Here is a 17,777-nt window from a genome sequence, read left to right on the forward strand (position 1 = left end):
GAGTTGACTGTTCGCTTTGTGTGTTTGGCGCTGGGGGGGGTTGGTGGTTTGGCTTTTTCGCGGCGTTCCGGAGCGTTCAGGGACGTTGCGGGCGGACCAGCAGGCCGTCGGCGAGCCAGCCCTGTAATGCCGTGAGTGGGTCGAACGGTGGCGCTCCGTTTGGGGCGTCGTCGCTCGCTGGTTGCGCGATGGCGGTGGATAGCGCATCGCCGAGCGTCGCGCCGCTGGCGAGCGCGGTCAACGCAGCCCATTCCGACGCATCGAGTTCGCGCAGCGTCGGCGTCCAGCCGGCGCGATAGACGAGCGTGCGGCTCGGTGCATCGATCGATGCGGGCAGCGCGTGAGAATCCGGTTGACGATGCGCGAGCCAGATCGCGCCGATCCGCCAGGCAGACGCATGCAACGTCGCGGCGGGATGCAGGTCGAGCCGCCACGTTTCCACTTCTTCCACACGGGCCACGGCGAGATCGCCGGCGCTGAGCGGCGTCGCGTCGGCAGCCTGGTTAGCTTCGTGCAGCGACCACTCCACCCGCGCGATATCCGCGAAATACGGGTAAGCGGCGGCCGAGGGCAAGCGCGCGACGAATGACGCAAGCTGCTCGCCGAAGCGGCTGAGGTCGCCGTCGCGCGACGGATGAGCGTCGCCATATGCATGCGCGAGCGTCCGGAAGAACGCGTCGCCCACCAACTCCTGCAGAACCGGATAGACCAGCGTCAGCGAGCGCGCGTGGCTGTGGCGCAGCGACGCCTGGTAGCGCGTGAAGCGGCGCGCGGTGGCGTCGTCGTCGGCAAGCCACGGCGCGAACGTGTGCAGCGCGACAGTGTCGCGTGCGAGTTGTTCGCCGAATAGCGCCTGCAATTGCGCGAGCTGTTCAGTGGTCAACCAGAATCTCCCTGCTCAACTCGCGCGCATGGCGCGCTTCATCGACGAGCGTGTCGAGCGGCGGCAATTGCGTGTCCCATTCGATCAGCGTCGGCACCGCGCCGAAGCGGCGCAGCGCTTGCGCATACAGATCCCAAACCGGCGCGGCGACCGGCGCGCCGTGATGATCGACGACGAGTTCGCCATCGACTTCATGACCCGCGAGATGAAGCTCGCGCACCATCTCGGGCGTGAACGCATCCAGCGCGCGCCACGCGTCCTCGCCGTGGTTGCATTGGTTCACGTACAGATTGTTGATATCGAGCAGCACGCCGCAACCGGTGCGCCGGGTCAGTTCGGCCAGAAACTGCGTTTCGCCAAACGTGTCGCCGGCAAAGCGCAGGTAAGTGGAGACGTTTTCGAGCAGGATCGGGCGAGCGAGCCGCTCCTGTAGACGCTCGACGCGTTCGCACACGAGGGCGAGCGTTGTCGTGTTCAAAGGCAGTGGCAGAAGTTCGTTCAGCACCGCTTCGGCGGTGGCGCCCCAGCACAGGTGCTCGGAGATGAACAGCGGTTCGATGCGCTCGGCGAGCTTCGCGATACGTTCGACGTGAGCCATCGAAAAGCCGTGCACGGAACCGATGCCGAGCCCCACGCCGTGCAGCGCGACTGGATAGTCGGCGCGCAGCGTCTGCAACACGTGCAGGTCCCAGCCGCCGTCGGCCAGATAGTTCTCGGTGTGGACTTCGAGCCAGTCGACTGACGGGCGGGTGTCGAGCATCGCGCGATAGTGCGCGCCGCGCAGACCGATGCCGATTGGGGGAGAAGCGTTCATCGACGTTTCCCGTTGACGTTGCCGTTGATTTTTTCGTGGACGCTTGTGCGATAGCGTTGGCGCGTATTGATTAGCAATGCGGCCTGGCTCGATGCCGTGCAATCCGATGCGTTGCCGGAGTCTAGCAGTTTGCGGTGGTGATGATGCGAGTGTTGTGGATCATGTTTATGCGCCGTCGATTTGTTCGAAAGTGTGCAGGAGACGGTTTAGTGTTTTTGCGGTTACCGGTCGTTATGAATTCAGAGATATTCGAATAACAAAATCTAACAAATGCCGGCTTGAACAAGGTTCGGTAGCGAACAAACACGTATTCCACCCGCCGCATAACCTCACTACGTTCTCAAGCGCGACCACAACGCCGGCCGCGTTTCATGAGTCGTGGTGAGTGACTGTAATTGTCAAGTTCGAAGTGGTTCAAAGCCGGTTGAATTGTCGGGCCTCAATGTCATATGGACGCGGAGATAAAAGTTGCGTCAGTTATCGCAAGTGAGAATGCCCGAGCCGGATGGCGAAACGCGCATGCGGAGAGCGGGATAATGTCTGTGGTACCTGAATTAAAGCTCGACAGGTTATCTGGCGAAACCTGGCATCCGGTGTCCCACGAAACTGCGCAAGACACTCGCGAGTCCGGTGCATCGCGATCCCGGTTTACCCAATCCGGCACCGTGCTCCTTTCTCTGGTCGTTCCGTTCTACAACGAAGAAGAAACGATCGGGCATTTCTTCGCCGCGGTTACGCCCATTCTGGAAAGCATCGAGACAATCGAATTCGAAATTGTCTGTGTCAATGACGGCAGCCGTGACCAGACACTCGCGTCGCTGTTGTTCGAAGCAAGCCGGGACCGGCGGATACGGGTCATCGACCTGTCGAGAAACTTTGGCAAGGAAGCCGCGCTGACCGCGGGTCTCGATGAAGCGAGCGGCGGCATCATCATCCCGTTCGATGCGGACTTGCAGGATCCGCCCGCGGTGATCCCCGAACTGGTGAAGAAATGGCGCGAAGGCTATGACGTCGTGCTGGCGCGCCGCGCGAATCGATCGACCGATTCGTATCTGAAGCGCCAGAGCGCGAAGCTGTTCTACCGCGCGCATAACGCGGTCAGCGACATAGCGATTCCCGAAGACGTCGGCGACTTCAGGCTGTTTACCCGGGAGGTCGCAAACGCACTCAGGCAGTTGCCGGAGTCGCGCCGCTTCATGAAAGGGCTGTTCGCCTGGGTCGGGTATCGGACCGCGACGATCGATTACGTGCGCGAACCCCGCGTGGCGGGAACCTCCAAGTTCTCCGGATGGAAATTGTGGAACTTCGCGCTGGAAGGCATTACGAGCTTCAGCACGATACCGCTGCGCGTATGGACCTATATCGGCGGACTGGTTGCTGCGTCGGCCTTCTGCTATGCGCTTTTCCTGATTATCCGCACGTTGATTCGGGGTATCGACGTGCCCGGTTACGCGTCGATATTGACCGTGATGCTGATGCTCGGCGGCATGCAATTGATCGGCATCGGGATACTCGGCGAGTACATCGGGCGCATCTATTCCGAAAGCAAGAAGCGGCCGGTCTACCTGGTGCGGGCGCGTTATCAGAGAGCGTCGGATGAGTAGACGTGACACGCTGATGCGTTTCATCACGTACGCCGCGGTCGGGGCCACCGGCACGCTGGTCCAGTACTGTGTGCTGTTCGTCGCGGTGACGTCGCGCGCCGCATCGCCGGCGACCGCTTCGTCGATAGGCGCGGTGCTCGGCGCGCTGGTCAATTACTGGCTGAACTGCAAGCTGACGTTTCGCAACAGCAGCCGCCATACCGCGCAACTGCCGAGGTTCGCCGCCACCGCGTGTGCGGGCGTCGGATTGACGTGGGCGATGATGTCGCTGCTGACGGAGAGGGCTCATATCCATTTCGTGATCGCGCAACTCATCGCAACCGGCGCGTCGCTGTTGCTGACCTACGTCGTCAACGCGTGGTGGACTTTTAAGCCGATCCCGCAGCGCGACCGCACCTGACCGGACAGCACCGCCGCCCGCGATCGAAGCGATTCGGGCAATACCGGGCAATAACCGCCATTCAACGAAGCATAGGTGCGACCGTGGAAACGCCATCCGAGCATTACCCGAAAACGAACCAACCACCATTTCGTCACGGTTCGACCGGCGACTTCTCCGCGAGTCGCGAACGTCTATCCCATTCCGTTTTCTGGAGCCTGCTGCTCACAATCCTGGTGCTCGCATTTGGCGCGCGCATGATCACACTGTCCAGCCGCTCGTTCTGGACCGACGAAGGCTACAGCTTCTGGTTCGCGTCGCAAACACTGCATACGCTGTGGACCGAAGTCCCGCTATACGAAACTCATCCGCCGTTCTATTACACGCTGCTCAAAGGCTGGATGGCGCTGGCGGGCAGTAGTGAAGTCGCATTGCGGATGCCGTCGGTAATTGCCAGTCTCGCCACCGTCGTGCTGCTCGCGTGCAGCGGAAAGATCCTGCGCGCGGGACGGCTCGGCGACCAGGCCGGTGTACTCGCCGCGTTTCTGTACGCGCTCAATAAAGGCAGCATCGAGTATGCGCAACAGGCACGGCCTTACGCGCTCGAAACATTCGCCGCAGCCGCAATGACGTTGTCGTCGGTCGCGCTGGTGCTGGCACTGCAACGCTGCCGCAAGACATCTTTCTGGCGCGATCGCAGCGTGCGGACTAGCGCGTGCTTTCTCGCACTGACTGGCGCATTGACGCTCTGGCTGCACAACACGGCGATGTTCGTCGTGTTCGGCGTCTGGTCCGGACTCTTGATGACCGTCGTGCTGGATAGCGAAAAACGCGCGAAGAGGGCGGCGGTGATCGCCGTCTGCGGCTGCGCGGCGTTTCTGCTGTGGACGCCTTACCTGCCTTTCCTGCTGTACCAGAGCCGCAACGTCGCGTCGCACTTCTGGTTGCAGTTGCACTGGCAGGAATTGCCGGGCGCATGGTCGCTCGCGACCGGCGGCAAATGGGCATTCGCTCCGATGTTCTTGCTGGCCTTGCTGGGACTCGGAAAAATCGCAAGACACCGCTTTTCGCTCGCCGTCCACCTGATGTGCGTGCTGCTCGTTCCGTTCACGGTGGTGGTCACGATTAGCTATCTGCTGCGGCCGATTTTCATGGACCGGCTCTTCGCATGGATGGGGCCGCAGGTCGTCGCGCTGACCGCGGTGGGCGTATTCGTGGTGCTGAAGCGGCCCGCGTCGCGAATCGCCGCGGTCGTGCTTATCGTCGTGCTAAGCGTCGCCCAGGTCGTGAAGTTTTACCGGCATCCGAGCGAAGACTGGCGAGCGCTCGTCAGCACGATCGCGGCCGGCGCGATGCCGGGCGACATCGTGATCGTCGATCCGAATGAAGCGCAACCGGCGCTCGACTATTACGCGCGCAACCAGGCGTGGTTTCCGCCGACGCTGATCGTACCCGCGCCGTTTCCGGCGCTGCGAATGGACCGGCCTTATCCGGCCGGCAATCTCGGTGTGCCGGGTCCGACCGACGCGGACCGTCCGCTGATCGGCGACGCCTGCGCCGCGCACCGGCGGGTCTGGCTCGTGCGCCGTGGCCCGGAACTCTATGATCCGGACGGGGTGGTGAGAAGCGAAATACTGCGCTACAAACGCCCGGTGCGAAGTTTTTCCGCGGATAAGGGCACGACGGTCGAACTATTCGAATAGCACGCACTGGCGCGACCGTCGCGACCCACACCCACACTCATTCCGAAGCCCGCGCCCCCGCCGGCACCGCGCGCAGCGAGCGCGACCCATCGTTCGATCCGAACAGATAGTAGGTGACCGCGGTCGCGATCAACCCGACCATCCACGACACATCCGCGCCGCCCATGATCGATGCCCACGGACCGTGGAAGAAGCTCTCTTCCATGAACGGCACCTGAATCGCAATGCCCAGCAGATAGATCGCAATCGCTTTCACATTGAACGCGCCATACGCGCCGTTGTGAGTCCCGATGATCTCCGACACCCGGTAGCGCCGGTTGCTGATCAGATAGAAGTCGACCAGATTGATCGCGACCCACGGCGCGAGCACGATCCGCATCGCGAAGATCGCGGTCAGGAAGATCGACAGGAAATTGCTCGACGCCCACAACGCGGTGACGGTGGACGACACCAGCAGCACGCCCGACACGACGATCCGCACGTTGCGCCCCGGCACCCAGTGCGGACGAAATGTCTGCGCGGCGGTAATCAACGACAACACGCCGCCATACAGATTCATGCCGTTGTGGCCGATGATATTGACCAGAAACAGGAAGATCAGCACATAGCCGAACACGCCGGTTTGCGTGCGGATCGCTTCCATCGCATCGGTCGCGTGACCGGTGCTAACCGCCAGTACACCGAACAGAAACGCGAAGATCGTACCGAGCGACGTGCCGAAATAGGTGAACGCGAAGGTCTTCGCGAAACCGGTCGACACCGGCAGATAACGCGAGTAATCGGACGTGTAGGGCGCGAAACTGATCTGCCACACCGCGCACAGCCCGAACATCGCGAACCAGTTCGCCACGTCGAAATGACCTTGCCGGAAAATCTGCGCGTCGAGTCCGGGCGCCATCATGATCATTCCGATCAGCAGCGCGCCGCCCATGAACCACGCGCCGATCTTGTTGAAGCGGTGAATGAAGTGATAACCGATCACGCCGACCAGCGTCGCGAGAATCGCGCCGAGCACGGTGCCGACTGGAATCGGCACCGCGGGCACAGCGGTATGCAGCGTCTTGCCGGCAAGGATGATGTTCGAGACGAAGAAGCCGAGATAAATCAATGTGGTGAAGCCGACCACCAGCAGCGAACCATAGCGGCCGAATTGCGCGCGGCTCTGGATCATCTGCGGTACGCCGACGAGCGGGCCCTGCGCTGAAGTCAGCGCGTGAAAGATGGCACCGAAGAACTGGCCGGCGCAGATCGCGAGAATCGCGCTGACCACGTCGAGATGAAACACCAGCACCGAAGTCGCGCCGGAAATCACCGCCAGCGGCGCGACGTTCGTGCAGAACCACAAGGTGAACAGATCGACCGGTTTGCCGTGCCGGTCCGCGGGCGCGACGTAATCGATCGAGTTGCTTTCAATCGTCAGAACGCTGTTGTCGTTCGACTGGCTTTTCATAATGTCTCCATCTTTATTGCCTGGGCGCGGCGACGCCACGTTCGCCGAACGTGACGCGGTGCAGCCGTCCATGGCTTTGCAACGGTGCAACAGGGGAGAGCGCGCGACCCGCCGGCGACTGATCAACCAGCCAGAGCGCGCGCCCGGTTCAGCGCATCACGAACGGATCGCTGATCGGCTCATCCGAAGTACGCAGCCACACGGACTTGGTGGTCGTGTATTCGAGCGCGGCGGCCATGCCGCCTTCGCGGCCGTGGCCGGACAGGCCGAAGCCGCCGAACGGCACGAGCGGCGACACCGCGCGATACGTATTGATCCACACGATCCCCGAGCGCACCCGGCGCGATACGCGATGCGCGCGCGTCAGGTTGGTCGTGAAGATGCCGGCCGCGAGACCGTAAGCGGTGCTGTTCGCTTTCTCGATCGCTTCCTGCTCGGTCGTGAACGTATCCACCGACAACACCGGCCCGAACAGTTCCGTGGTGATGCTGTCCGCGTTGCTCACGCCGCTGCAATCGAGAATCGTCGGCGCGTAGTAGTAGCCATCGCGCTCCAACGCTTTACCGCCGGTGAGTACTTTCGCGCCCTGGCTCACCGAATTGGCGACGACCTTCTCGATGTTGCGCAATTGCCGCTCGGTGCACAGCGGCCCGTATTCGGTCGTCATTTCATTGGGCGAGCCGACCCGGATGCGCGACACGCGCTCCACCAGCAGCGCGAGAAACTGCTCTTTCACCGATGCCTCGATCAGCAGCCGCGAACCCGCCACGCAGCTCTGGCCGCTCGCCGCGAAAATCGCCGCGACCTGCGCATTCACCGCGCTCTGGATATCGGTGTCCGCGAATACGATGAATGGCGACTTGCCGCCCAGTTCCAGCGACACCTTCGCGAGATTGTTCGCGGTATTCGACACGATGTGCCGCGCGGTTTCGGGGCCGCCGGTGAACGCGACCTTATCGACGTGCGGATGGCCGCTCAGCACCGCGCCGCATTCCGGCCCGAAGCCGGTGATCACATTGACGACGCCCGGCGGAAAGCCGGCCTCGTGCACCAGCTTCGCGAATTCGAGCAGCGGGCCGGGCGCTTCCTCGGAAGCCTTCAGCACCACCGTGCAACCGGCCGCGAGCGCCGGCCCGAGCTTGACCGCCGACAGAAACAGCTGGCTGTTCCACGGCACGATCGCGGCGACCACGCCGGCCGGCTGCCGTTCGAGCCACACCTGCATGTCGGGTTTGTCGACCGGAATATGGCTGCCTTCGATCTTGTCGGCGATGCCGGCGTAATAGCGGTAGTACTCGGCGACGTACGCAATCTGGCTGGACGTCTCGCGAATGATCTTGCCGGTATCGTTCGTTTCAATTTCAGCCAGTCGCGGCGCCGCCTGTTCGACCAGCGCGGCCAGTTTGTACAGCAGCTTGCCGCGCGCGGACGCGGTGAGGCCGGCCCACGCGGCATCGGTCAGCGCGCGACTGGCCGCTTCCACCGCGCGATTGACCTGCCCGGTGCGCGCCTCGGGCATCTGCGCCCACACTTTGCCGGTGGCCGGATTGACGCTGCCGAAGCTGGCCGCGCCGGACTCGAACTGGCCGTCGATATACAGCTGAAAATGAAAGTCCATGAATACAGCCCCTTACTTGAACGCCGGCATCACGTCGTTGATCATCCGCTCGAGCGACGCCTTCTTGCGCTCGAAACTCATGCCCGTATCGATCCAGAACGAGTACTCGTCGAAGCCGAGTTGCTCGTACGCTTTCAGGCGGCCGATCACTTCTTCCGGCGTGCCGATCACGTTGTTCTTGCGCATCGCGGCCGGCGAATAGAACGGGTGAGCGGCGATTTCTTCCGGGCTCAGCGTCTTGATCATCCCGCGGCTGATCGGCCGTTCGTTCTTGAACCACGCGCCGAAGTAGTTATAGAAGACGTTCACTTCGTCGGCCGCGACCTGCGCGTCTTCCTCGTTGCTCGCCACATAGGTGTGACGCAGCAGCATGATCTGCGGACGCGGCAGGTTGCTGAACTTCTCGCACGCGGCGTTGAAATGGCCGACCAGCTTCTCGACTTCTTCGTCGCCGAAATGCAGCGGCGTGACCTGTACGTTGCAGCCGTTCGCGACCGCGAACTCGTGACTGTTCGGATCGCGCGCGGCGACCCAGATCGGCGGATGCGGGTTTTGCAGCGGCCGCGGCGAAGAAGTGGTGGACGGGAATTTCCAGAACTCGCCTTCGTGCGCGTAATCGCCTTCCCACAGTTTCTTCACGGCCGGAATCAGTTCGCGCATCCGCTGACCCGCGCCCCATGCGTCGAGTCCCGGCATCAAACGCTCGTATTCGAACGAGTACGCGCCGCGTGCAATGCCCAACTCCAGCCGGCCGTTCGAAATGATGTCGGTCATCGCCGCTTCACCGGCGAGCTTGATCGGATGCCAGAACGGCGCGACCACGGTGCCGGTGCCGAGTCGCACGTTTTTCGTTTTGTTCGCGAGGTCCGCGAGATTGATGAACGGATTCGGCGCGATCGTGAAGTCCATGCCGTGGTGCTCGCCGGTCCAGACGGCATGCATGCCGCCGCGATCGGCGATCTGGCACAGTTCGACCATTTCGTCATACAGCTGCTTCTGACTGGTCTGCTCGGAGACGCGCTCCATGTGAACGAATAGCGAAAATCGCATGATGTAACCTTTCAGGAATGAAGCGGGCGGACGGTGCCGGTGCTGTGGTCGCCGAAGTACATCCCGTAGCTCTTCAGCTCGCTTTCCTTGCGATAGCGCTGCAGCATGCTGGCCAACGCGCTGTCCGCGAATGCTTGCGGATCGAGTGCGTCGAGGCTGACGAATTCGCCGGCGCTCGCGAGTTCGTCCGGCGCGCTGCACAGGAACGAGATGTACTGGTAATGGGTTTCGGTGTTGTTGTAGACCGAATAAATGAAATTCGCCGAGGCGTCCGGCTGGTACTTCGCGAAGATCTCGGCGAGCGCTTTATCGGCGCCTTCCTTGCCGATCTGCTGCGACGGCAGCGCCCATTTGTTCTCCGCTGTTTTCACGAGCAGTACTTTGTCGTCGCGCGCAATGATCGCGCTGACGATCACTTTCGGCCCCGCGATTACTTCGGCCGATACTCTGGCCGGCGTGAAATAGCCGCCGCGGTAATAGCCGAGTCCCGCGTAGCCGGCCGAATGAAACGCCTCGACCTTGCCGACGATCAGCGCATGGTCGCCCGCGTCGATCACCGCGTGGGTGGTGCAGTCGAACCACGCGCTGACCTCTTCGATCAACGGATTGCGCTGCTCGCTCAGACGCCAGTTGACATTCGCGAAGCGATCGTCGCTCGGCCGCGCGAACGTGTTGGACAGATCTTTCTGGCCTTCCGCGAGGATGTTGATCGCGAAGTGGCCGGTGTTCGCAAAGCTCTGGTAATTGCTCGACGTCTTCGCGATGCTGACCAGCAGCAACGCGGGGTCGAGCGACACCGACGAAAACGAATTGGCGGTGAAGCCGAGCGGCTTGCCGTCGTCGCTGGCGGTGGTCACGATCGTCACGCCGGTCATGAACGCGCCGAACGCGTCGCGCAATTCGCGGGTGTTGAGCTTCGCGATTTGCTCGTTTTGCTCGCTGGTCTGTTGGCTCATTTCACACTTCCACTTCACGGTTTTCGGCCTGCGGCTCCGTTTGCAACCAGGCACGCAGCGCGCGATTGACTTCGTTGGGCGCGGTCAGGTTCACCATATGCCGCTCGTCTTCGATCACGACCGCGTGTCCTCGCTGAGCGGCTTGCGCCATCTGGCGGGCCATCTGCGGCGTCGAGTTCGGATCGTCGGAGCCGGTCAGCACGAGGGCGGGGCAGCCAATGCCGGGCCAGCCGTCCGCGTACACGTCGTCGCCGTTCGCGAAGGCCGTATAGGCGGTCGCGTAGCCGGCGAGATTCACCGACTTCAGCCACGACTCGACCCGTTGCGCGGCGACCTGCTGCGACTCTTCGGCGTTGAACCAGCGCTGCAGCGGCGTCGCCACGTCGATGTTGCCGGAGCGCAGTTCGGCCGCGCGCTGCAGTACCGCATTGCGCGCTTGCATGGTGCGCCGGTACACGCCGTTCAACACCGCGACGCGCTTGACCAGATCGGGGCGCGTGACCGCGACGCCGGCGGCGATCAGCGAACCCATCGAATGGCCGGCCAGATTCACCGGGCCGACGTCCAACGCTTCGATGAAACTCGCGGCCCACTCGACGAATTGCGGCAAGCCGGCGCCCGTTTCGAGCGGCTCGCTTTGACCGTGGCCCGGCATATCGACCGAGATCACGCGGAATTCGCCGGCGAGCGCTTCGATCTGCGGATACCACGCTTGCGCCTGCATGCCGACGCCGTGGATCAGCACCAGCGGCTCGCCGCGGCCCTGTTCCAGATAGTGCGCGACGCGCTTACTTGACAGCTGCAGGGTTCTTGACGTCATTTCCGAGCTCTGCGAGGTCTTGGTAGCGATCGCCAATGCGGTGATGCGGACGGCCACCGGTGGCGGCGCCGATCGCGATCACGATTTCGTCGGCGGCGGGCGCGTCCGGAATCGCGAACTGCAGCGTCAGGTAGTGCGAACGACGGCCTTCGTCGTTCTTGTCCATCATCGGAATCAGCAGCGGCGCGTTGGCCGGGCCGCGCGTGTTGTTGAACGCCAGATACGACTTCGCGCCGACCGCCGAGCGATAGATGTTGCCGAAGTGCAGCGTGTGGATCAGCGCGGACGCATGTTCCATTTCACCGCCGACACCGACGATCGCGCTCTTGCCGAACGCCTCGACCGCGTCACCCGAACCGGCTTCGTCGAGGATCAGCTTGGTCAGATGCTCGCTCAGTTGCGGCGCGATCTCGCGAATCTCCGGCGACAGGTCTTCCACATAGCCGCGGCCCGCCCACGGGTTCTTGATGACGGCAGCCGCGCCGATCATTTTCAGCGGCTTCGCGGCTGCCTTGTCGCCGTCGACGAAGACGTTCTCGACATGCAGGATGGATTTGCGAATCAGGCTCATGGCAACTTCCTAAGTGCGTTGAATGTGGAAATCATTGTGGTATACCATGTTACGGCATGCCATGAGTGTTAACCCGAGGCTTCGCTGGAAGCCCCGCCAGGCCTACGAAAGGAGCAAAGATGAGTGCGTATTGGATTGCCCATGTGACCGTGCTGGACCCGCAGAAGTACAAGGGCTACACGGATCTCGCGCCGCAGGCGTTCAGCAAATACGGCGCGGTGTTTCTCGCGCGCGGCGGCGCGTTCGAGGCGCTCGAAGGGGAGCGGTTCGAGCGGCACGTCGTGATTCAGTTCAAGGATTTGCAGACGGCGCTCGACTGCTACAACTCGCCGGAATACAGGGCGGCCCGCGAGAAGCGCGACGGGCATTGCCGCGCGCAGATCACGATCGTCGAGGGATTGGAGGGCTGACGGCCGGTTAGCGTAGGGAGATACCCTCGATAGCAACAAAATCACAGCAATCGTCCAGATTCTTATATGCGCGTGCGCGGTCGCGCTTCGATACTCGGCCTACCCAAGCAAGCGCAAATCACGAACGCGCAGCGAATCTGTTTCGATTGCCGGCGCGCTGGTCCGGCGGAGGGTCCAACCGATGTTCAAGCATTTCTCCACGCGGGCACTCGTGAGTGCCGCGCTCATGTCCTGTGCCGCGTTCAGCTTCGACGCCGCCGCGCAACAGGTGGTCAAAATCGGCGTGTCCGCTCCACTGACAGGGATCAACGCGCCGAACGGGAAAGACCTTGAAAACGGCGTGCGCCTCGCGGTCGAGGAGGCCAACGCGCAGCACATCAAGCTCGCCGGCCAGGAGGTCCGTTTCGAACTGGACTCGGTCGACGATCAGTCCGACCCGCGCATTGGCGTTCAGGTCGCGCAGAAGCTCGTCGACGACGGCGTGGTGGCGGTGGTCGGTTATTACAACTCCGGCGTCGCGCTGCCCGCGGTGCCGATTTACGCGCGTGCCGGCATTCCCCTGATCGATCCCGCCGCGACGAATCCCGCGATCACCCAGCAGGGCGGCAACAACGTTTTCAGAATCATTGCGACGGATACGCAAAATTCCGGCAGTGCCGGCAAATACGCGGTCAACGTGTCGAAGGCCCAGCGCATCGCGGTGATGGACGACCGCACCGCGTTCGGTCAGGGCGCGGTCGAAGAGTTCAAGAAGGCGGTGCAGGCCGCGGGCGGCAAGATCGTCGCCGCCGAATACACGAACGACAAAGCGGTCGACTTCAGCCCGCAACTGACGAACATCAAAGGCGCGAATGCCGATCTGCTTTTCTACGGCGGCGGCGATAACCAGGCAGGCCTGATCGTGAAGCGGATGAAGCAGCTCGGACTGCACACCCAGTTCGTCGGCAGCGGCGGGATCGCGGACAGTATTTTCATTTCGATCGGCGGTCCGGCGGCGGAAGGCGCGATGGCGTGGGAGTACGGTCGTCCGGTCGACTCGTTGCCGGAAGGGGTCGCGTTCGCGAAGAAATTCAAGCAGCGCTTCGGCGCGGCGCCGCTCACGTATGCACCGTTCTCTTATGACTGCGCGTGGGTCGCGATCGACGCGATGAAGCGGGCCAATTCCGCGCGTCCGGCCGACTTTATGAGCGCATTGCGCAAGGCCCAATACAAGGGTATTACCGGCGAGATCTCGTTCAATCAACACGGCGATCTGCTGAATCCGACTTCGACGCTGTATCAGGTCAAAGGCGCGAAGTGGGTGCCCGTGACCACCGTGTCCGCGCCGTGACGCATCACGGCATGGCGGCCGGCACCGGCCGCCGCGAAACTGCTTCGTTCTGCTGCGTTCTTCTTCAGGTCGATTGGCTCGCCTGCAATAGCCAGTCGCGAAATGCGATCAGCGACGGCAGGCTTTCGTTGCCGGTGGGATAGACGAAGTAGTAACTGCGCTGGCTGGTCATCGCGGTGCCGATCGAAACCAGTTCTGCGCGCTGCAACTCGTCTTCGACCAATACCTTCGGCACCAGACCGATGCCCATGCCGGCCCGCACCGCCTGAATCAGATGCGAGGTCAGTTCGAAGCTCGGGCCGATGCGCATGCGCCGATGATCGAGCGCGCAGTGCGAGAACCAGTCGGCCCACGCGTGCTGGTTGCTCGTCACGCCCAACAGCGTCTGCTTCGCGGCCCAGTCGGGTGTGAACGGCGCGCCGGATTCACGGTTCGCGTCAGGACTGGCAATTGCGATCAGAAACTCGTTATGGAGCCGGTGCGCGGTCAACCCGGGCCAATCGCCGATGCCCACGGTAATCGCCGCATCGATGTCTTCGCCGCGAAAGTCGACCGTGCCGATCCGCGAATGAATGTGGACGTTGACCCCCGGGTTCGCCGCATAGAACTCGTGCAGATGAGGCAGCAGCCATTTCGAGCCGAACGTCGGCAAGGTCGCTAGCCGCAGTGTGCCGGCGCCCGCGTGATACGACATCGCTTGCAAAGTCGCGCCGCGAATCCGGCCGAGCGCGCCGCTCAGTTCGACGAAGTAGCGGCGTCCCACTTCGGTCAGTCGCACCGAGCGCCCTTCGCGCCGGAACAGCGCTACGCCGAGCTGATCTTCGAGCGTCTGGATCTGCCGGCTGATCGCGCTCTGACTCAGCGACAGTTCTTCGGCCGCGCGGGCGTAGTTTTCGTGACGCGCGGCCGCTTCGAACACGAGCAGCAGCGACATGGACGGAGTGAGCCGACGGTAATTCATGAATATTTTGCAACGTTGGCGGCAGCAGAATTCGTTTGTTCAGGCTGGATTTTACAAAGATACTGGATTTATAGAAGCACGGAAACATGCTCAAAACTCATGTTTCCGGCACACGCGTTCCGGGTCCATTCCTTTACGGTTCATCCCATGTCAATCGCTCCATTGCTCCATCCGGCCGAGCCGCCGGCAAGCTCGTACCGGGATTTTCTGTCCGCGCTGAAGGCGGACGGATTCGCCGGTGACATCAACGTGGATTACGCGAACCGGACTGTCCAGGCCACCGACAACTCGATCTACCAGCGTCTGCCGCAAGCGGTGATCGCACCGGCGCATGCGGGGGATCTGCAGTTGCTCGCGAAGCTGCTGGCCCAGCCGCAGCACCGGGACGTGGCCGTGGCGCCGCGTGGTGGCGGCACCGGCACCAATGGGCAGTCGCTGACCAATGGCGTCGTGGTCGATCTGTCGAAGCACATGAACCGGATTCTGGAAATCAACGTCGGCGAACGCTGGGTACGCGTGCAGGCGGGGGTGGTCAAGGACCAGTTGAACGCCGCGTTGCAGCAGCATGGGCTGTTCTTCGCTCCCGAACTGTCGACGTCGAACCGCGCGACGATTGGCGGCATGATCAACACCGATGCGAGCGGCCAGGGCAGTTGCACGTACGGCAAGACCCGCGATCATGTGCTGGCGCTCGACTTCGTGTTGCCCGGCGGCGAGCCGTTGCACAGCGAGGCGCTGTCGTCCGCGGAGCTGGACGAGCGCTGTCAGCGCAAGGATCGCGTCGGCAAGGTGTACCGCACCGCGCGGCGCATCATCGATGAGCAGGCCGAGTTGATCCGCGCGAAGTTTCCGAAACTCAATCGCTGTCTGACCGGCTACGACCTCGCGCATCTGCGCGAGCCGGATGGCCGCTTCAATCTGAATAGCGTGCTGTGCGGCGCCGAGGGCTCGCTCGGCTTCGTCGTCGAAGCGAAGCTGAACGTACTGCCGATTCCTCGCTATGCGGTGCTGGTCAACGTGCGCTACGCGAGCTTCATGGACGCGCTGCGGGATGCGCGCGCGCTGACCGTGCACCGGCCGCTGTCGATCGAAACCGTCGACTCGAAAGTGCTGCTGCTGGCGATGAAGGACATCGTCTGGAGCAGCGTCGGCGAATACTTTCCGCAAGACCAGCAGCGACCGACGCTCGGCATCAACCTGGTCGAATTCAGCGGCGACGACGTGGCCGAGGTCGACGCGCAGGTACACGCGTTCATCGGGCATCTGGCGAGCGACCGCAGTGTCGAGCGGCTCGGTCACACGCTGGCCATCGGCGAGGATGCGGTCAAGCGCGTGTACGCGATGCGCAAGCGCGCGGTGGGCTTGCTCGGCAACGTGCAGGGCGAAGCGCGTCCTCAGCCGTTCGTCGAAGACACGGCGGTGCCGCCGGAAAATCTCGCGGCTTATATCGAGGAGTTTCGCGCGTTGCTCGATGGGCATGGCCTGCAATACGGGATGTTCGGCCATGTCGATGCGGGCGTGCTGCATGTGCGTCCGGCGCTGGATATGAAAGATCCGCGGCAAGCCGCGCTGGTGCGGCCGATTTCCGACGCGGTCGCCGAACTGACGCAGCGTCATGGCGGCCTGTTGTGGGGCGAGCACGGCAAGGGCGTGCGCTCGGAATACGCGCCCGCTTTTTTCGGCGAGCTGTATGCGTCGCTGCAGCAATTGAAGGCGGCCTTCGATCCGTACAACCAGTTCAATCCGGGCAAGATCGCGACGCCCGCCGATAGCCCGTTGCGGCTGCTGAAGATCGACGAAGTGCCGACCCGTGGCGAACACGACCGGCAAATCGACGAACGGGTGTGGCAGAGCTTCGGCACCGCGATGCATTGCAATGGCAATGGCGCGTGCTACAACTTCGATCCCGACGACGCGATGTGTCCGTCGTGGAAGGCGACGCGCGAGCGTGTGCAGTCGCCGAAAGGGCGCGCGTCGCTGATGCGCGAATGGTTGCGTCTGCAGGGGCAGGCGGGCGTCGATGTGGTCGCGCTGGGGCGTACGCGGCAGCCGTTTCTGCGCAATCTCGCCGAACGTTGGCGCAATAGCCGCGCGGCGCGCGACGGTGCGGCCGACTTCTCGCACGAGGTCTACGACGCAATGGCCGGCTGTCTCGCGTGCAAGTCGTGCGCGGGGCAATGCCCGGTCAAGGTCAATGTGCCGGAATTCCGCGCGCGCTTTCTGGAGTTGTATCACCGTCGCTACCTGCGGCCGTTGCGCGACTACCTGATCGGCTCGCTCGAATTCACGATGCCGTGGATGGCGCGACTGCCGGGCGTGTACAACGCTCTGATGCGCGCGACCTGGATGCGCGCGATGCTGGAGCAGCGGGTCGGCATGGTCGATAGTCCGCTGCTGAGCCGTTACGATCTCGCCGCCGTGCTGCGCCAGTGGCAGGTGCGGCCAGCGGACCCACGCTCGTTGGCGGCTCTCACGCAGCAGCAGCGCGAGCGCAGTGTCGTGATCGTTCAGGATACCTTCACGCGCTATTTCGATACCGAGCAGTTGGCCACGCTGATCGAACTGGCGGCGCGGCTGGGTTTTCAGGTCTGGTTGGCGCCGCTCGTGCCGAACGGCAAACCGCTGCAAGTGCAGGGCTTTCTCGACGCGTTCGCGAAGGTCGCCATTCGCAATGCCACACAACTGATGGAATTGGGTCAGTTTGGCATTCCGCTCGTCGGCCTCGACCCGGCAATCACACTCACGTACCGGCAGGAGTACCGGAAGGTACCGGAGCTAGCGGACGTGCCGCAAGTGTCGTTGCCGCAGGAGTGGTTGCTGAAGGTCCTGCCTGAAGGAAACACTGATAGTTCGTCGAACGTCTTCAGACTGCTGCCGCACTGTACCGAGAAGACCAACGCGCCCGAGAGCGGCAAGCAATGGGTGCAGGTGTTCGCGCGGCGCGGCCTGAGTCTCGTGATCGAAGACACCGGCTGCTGCGGGATGTCCGGCACCTACGGGCACGAAGCGCGCAATGTCGGGATGTCGCGCAAGATTTACTCGCAATCGTGGGCCGCGCATATCGACCGGCCCGTGGAACCGGGCGGCGAGGCGCTCGCGACCGGTTACTCGTGCCGCTCGCAGGTCAAACGCCTGTCCGCGAAACAGCTGCGTCATCCGCTTCAGGCTTTGCTCGATCAGTTGCGGTGTGCTCAATGACGAAGCGGGCGTCGCGCTGAGCGGCGCCGC

General features: G+C 62.8%; 15 protein-coding genes. 6 read left to right on the top strand and 9 right to left on the bottom strand.

Annotation, left to right across the window (positions count from 1 at the left end):
- Window positions 1-76 precede the first annotated feature (76 nt).
- Window positions 77-883 carry a DNA-binding domain-containing protein gene (locus tag BTH42_RS32790; protein ID WP_075305335.1) on the bottom strand — a complete coding sequence of 269 codons (807 nt, stop codon included), beginning with the start codon at window positions 881-883 and terminating at the stop codon, window positions 77-79.
- Entirely contained in the window at window positions 873-1,697 is an 825-nt protein-coding gene (locus tag BTH42_RS32795) for a DUF692 domain-containing protein (protein ID WP_075305336.1), read from the bottom strand. The genes BTH42_RS32790 and BTH42_RS32795 overlap by 11 nt, the downstream gene beginning before the upstream one ends.
- A 536-nt stretch (window positions 1,698-2,233) precedes the next feature.
- Between BTH42_RS32795 and BTH42_RS32800 the strand changes: the two genes are divergently transcribed.
- From BTH42_RS32800 to BTH42_RS32810, 3 genes are all read left to right on the top strand, one after another.
- The gene (locus tag BTH42_RS32800) at window positions 2,234-3,301 is read left to right on the top strand and encodes a glycosyltransferase family 2 protein (RefSeq protein WP_083655023.1); all 1,068 of its coding nucleotides are present in this window, start codon (window positions 2,234-2,236) and stop codon (window positions 3,299-3,301) included.
- A complete protein-coding gene (locus BTH42_RS32805; RefSeq protein ID WP_075305338.1) occupies window positions 3,294-3,701 on the top strand; it encodes a GtrA family protein in 408 nt (135 codons plus the stop codon). The genes BTH42_RS32800 and BTH42_RS32805 overlap by 8 nt, the downstream gene beginning before the upstream one ends.
- 236 nt (window positions 3,702-3,937) lie before the next feature.
- Window positions 3,938-5,383, top strand: coding sequence for a glycosyltransferase family 39 protein (locus tag BTH42_RS32810; RefSeq protein WP_143752306.1), 1,446 nt, complete (start codon window positions 3,938-3,940; stop codon window positions 5,381-5,383).
- Window positions 5,384-5,420: 37 nt separating this feature from the next.
- Here BTH42_RS32810 and BTH42_RS32815 read toward each other — a convergent pair whose 3' ends face one another.
- From BTH42_RS32815 to BTH42_RS32840, 6 genes are all read right to left on the bottom strand, one after another.
- Window positions 5,421-6,833, bottom strand: coding sequence for a cytosine permease (locus BTH42_RS32815; protein WP_075305340.1), 1,413 nt, complete (start codon window positions 6,831-6,833; stop codon window positions 5,421-5,423).
- Between the two features lie 148 nt (window positions 6,834-6,981).
- Complete coding sequence (locus BTH42_RS32820) at window positions 6,982-8,451, bottom strand: aldehyde dehydrogenase (RefSeq protein ID WP_075305341.1); 1,470 nt, start codon at window positions 8,449-8,451, stop codon at window positions 6,982-6,984.
- A gap of 12 nt (window positions 8,452-8,463) precedes the next feature.
- The gene (locus BTH42_RS32825) at window positions 8,464-9,501 is read right to left on the bottom strand and encodes an LLM class flavin-dependent oxidoreductase (RefSeq protein ID WP_075305342.1); all 1,038 of its coding nucleotides are present in this window, start codon (window positions 9,499-9,501) and stop codon (window positions 8,464-8,466) included.
- Between the two features lie 11 nt (window positions 9,502-9,512).
- Window positions 9,513-10,457, bottom strand: coding sequence for a flavin reductase (locus BTH42_RS32830; RefSeq protein WP_075305343.1), 945 nt, complete (start codon window positions 10,455-10,457; stop codon window positions 9,513-9,515).
- Window position 10,458: 1 nt separating this feature from the next.
- Window positions 10,459-11,277 carry an alpha/beta fold hydrolase gene (locus BTH42_RS32835; protein ID WP_075305344.1) on the bottom strand — a complete coding sequence of 273 codons (819 nt, stop codon included), beginning with the start codon at window positions 11,275-11,277 and terminating at the stop codon, window positions 10,459-10,461.
- A complete protein-coding gene (locus BTH42_RS32840; protein WP_075305345.1) occupies window positions 11,246-11,848 on the bottom strand; it encodes an amino acid synthesis family protein in 603 nt (200 codons plus the stop codon). The genes BTH42_RS32835 and BTH42_RS32840 overlap by 32 nt, the downstream gene beginning before the upstream one ends.
- Before the next feature lie 119 nt (window positions 11,849-11,967).
- Here BTH42_RS32840 and BTH42_RS32845 point away from each other — a divergent pair, with 119 nt between their 5' ends.
- The gene (locus BTH42_RS32845; protein ID WP_075305346.1) at window positions 11,968-12,258 is read left to right on the top strand and encodes a DUF1330 domain-containing protein; all 291 of its coding nucleotides are present in this window, start codon (window positions 11,968-11,970) and stop codon (window positions 12,256-12,258) included.
- A gap of 226 nt (window positions 12,259-12,484) precedes the next feature.
- On the top strand, window positions 12,485-13,588 hold the full coding sequence (locus BTH42_RS32850) for a branched-chain amino acid ABC transporter substrate-binding protein (RefSeq protein ID WP_075305389.1): 1,104 nt from the start codon (window positions 12,485-12,487) through the stop codon (window positions 13,586-13,588).
- 64 nt (window positions 13,589-13,652) lie between these two features.
- Here the strand turns inward: BTH42_RS32850 and BTH42_RS32855 are convergent, their stop codons facing one another.
- Window positions 13,653-14,549 (bottom strand): LysR substrate-binding domain-containing protein, encoded by an 897-nt coding sequence (locus tag BTH42_RS32855; protein WP_075305347.1) that lies wholly within the window; start codon window positions 14,547-14,549, stop codon window positions 13,653-13,655.
- Window positions 14,550-14,696: 147 nt separating this feature from the next.
- On the opposite strand from BTH42_RS32855, the gene BTH42_RS32860 reads away from it, so the two are divergent.
- Entirely contained in the window at window positions 14,697-17,747 is a 3,051-nt protein-coding gene (locus tag BTH42_RS32860) for an FAD-binding and (Fe-S)-binding domain-containing protein (RefSeq protein ID WP_075305348.1), read from the top strand.
- Window positions 17,748-17,777 lie beyond the last annotated feature (30 nt).

The organism is Burkholderia sp. SRS-W-2-2016, assembly GCF_001931485.1.
In the GTDB taxonomy this organism is placed as follows: domain Bacteria; phylum Pseudomonadota; class Gammaproteobacteria; order Burkholderiales; family Burkholderiaceae; genus Paraburkholderia.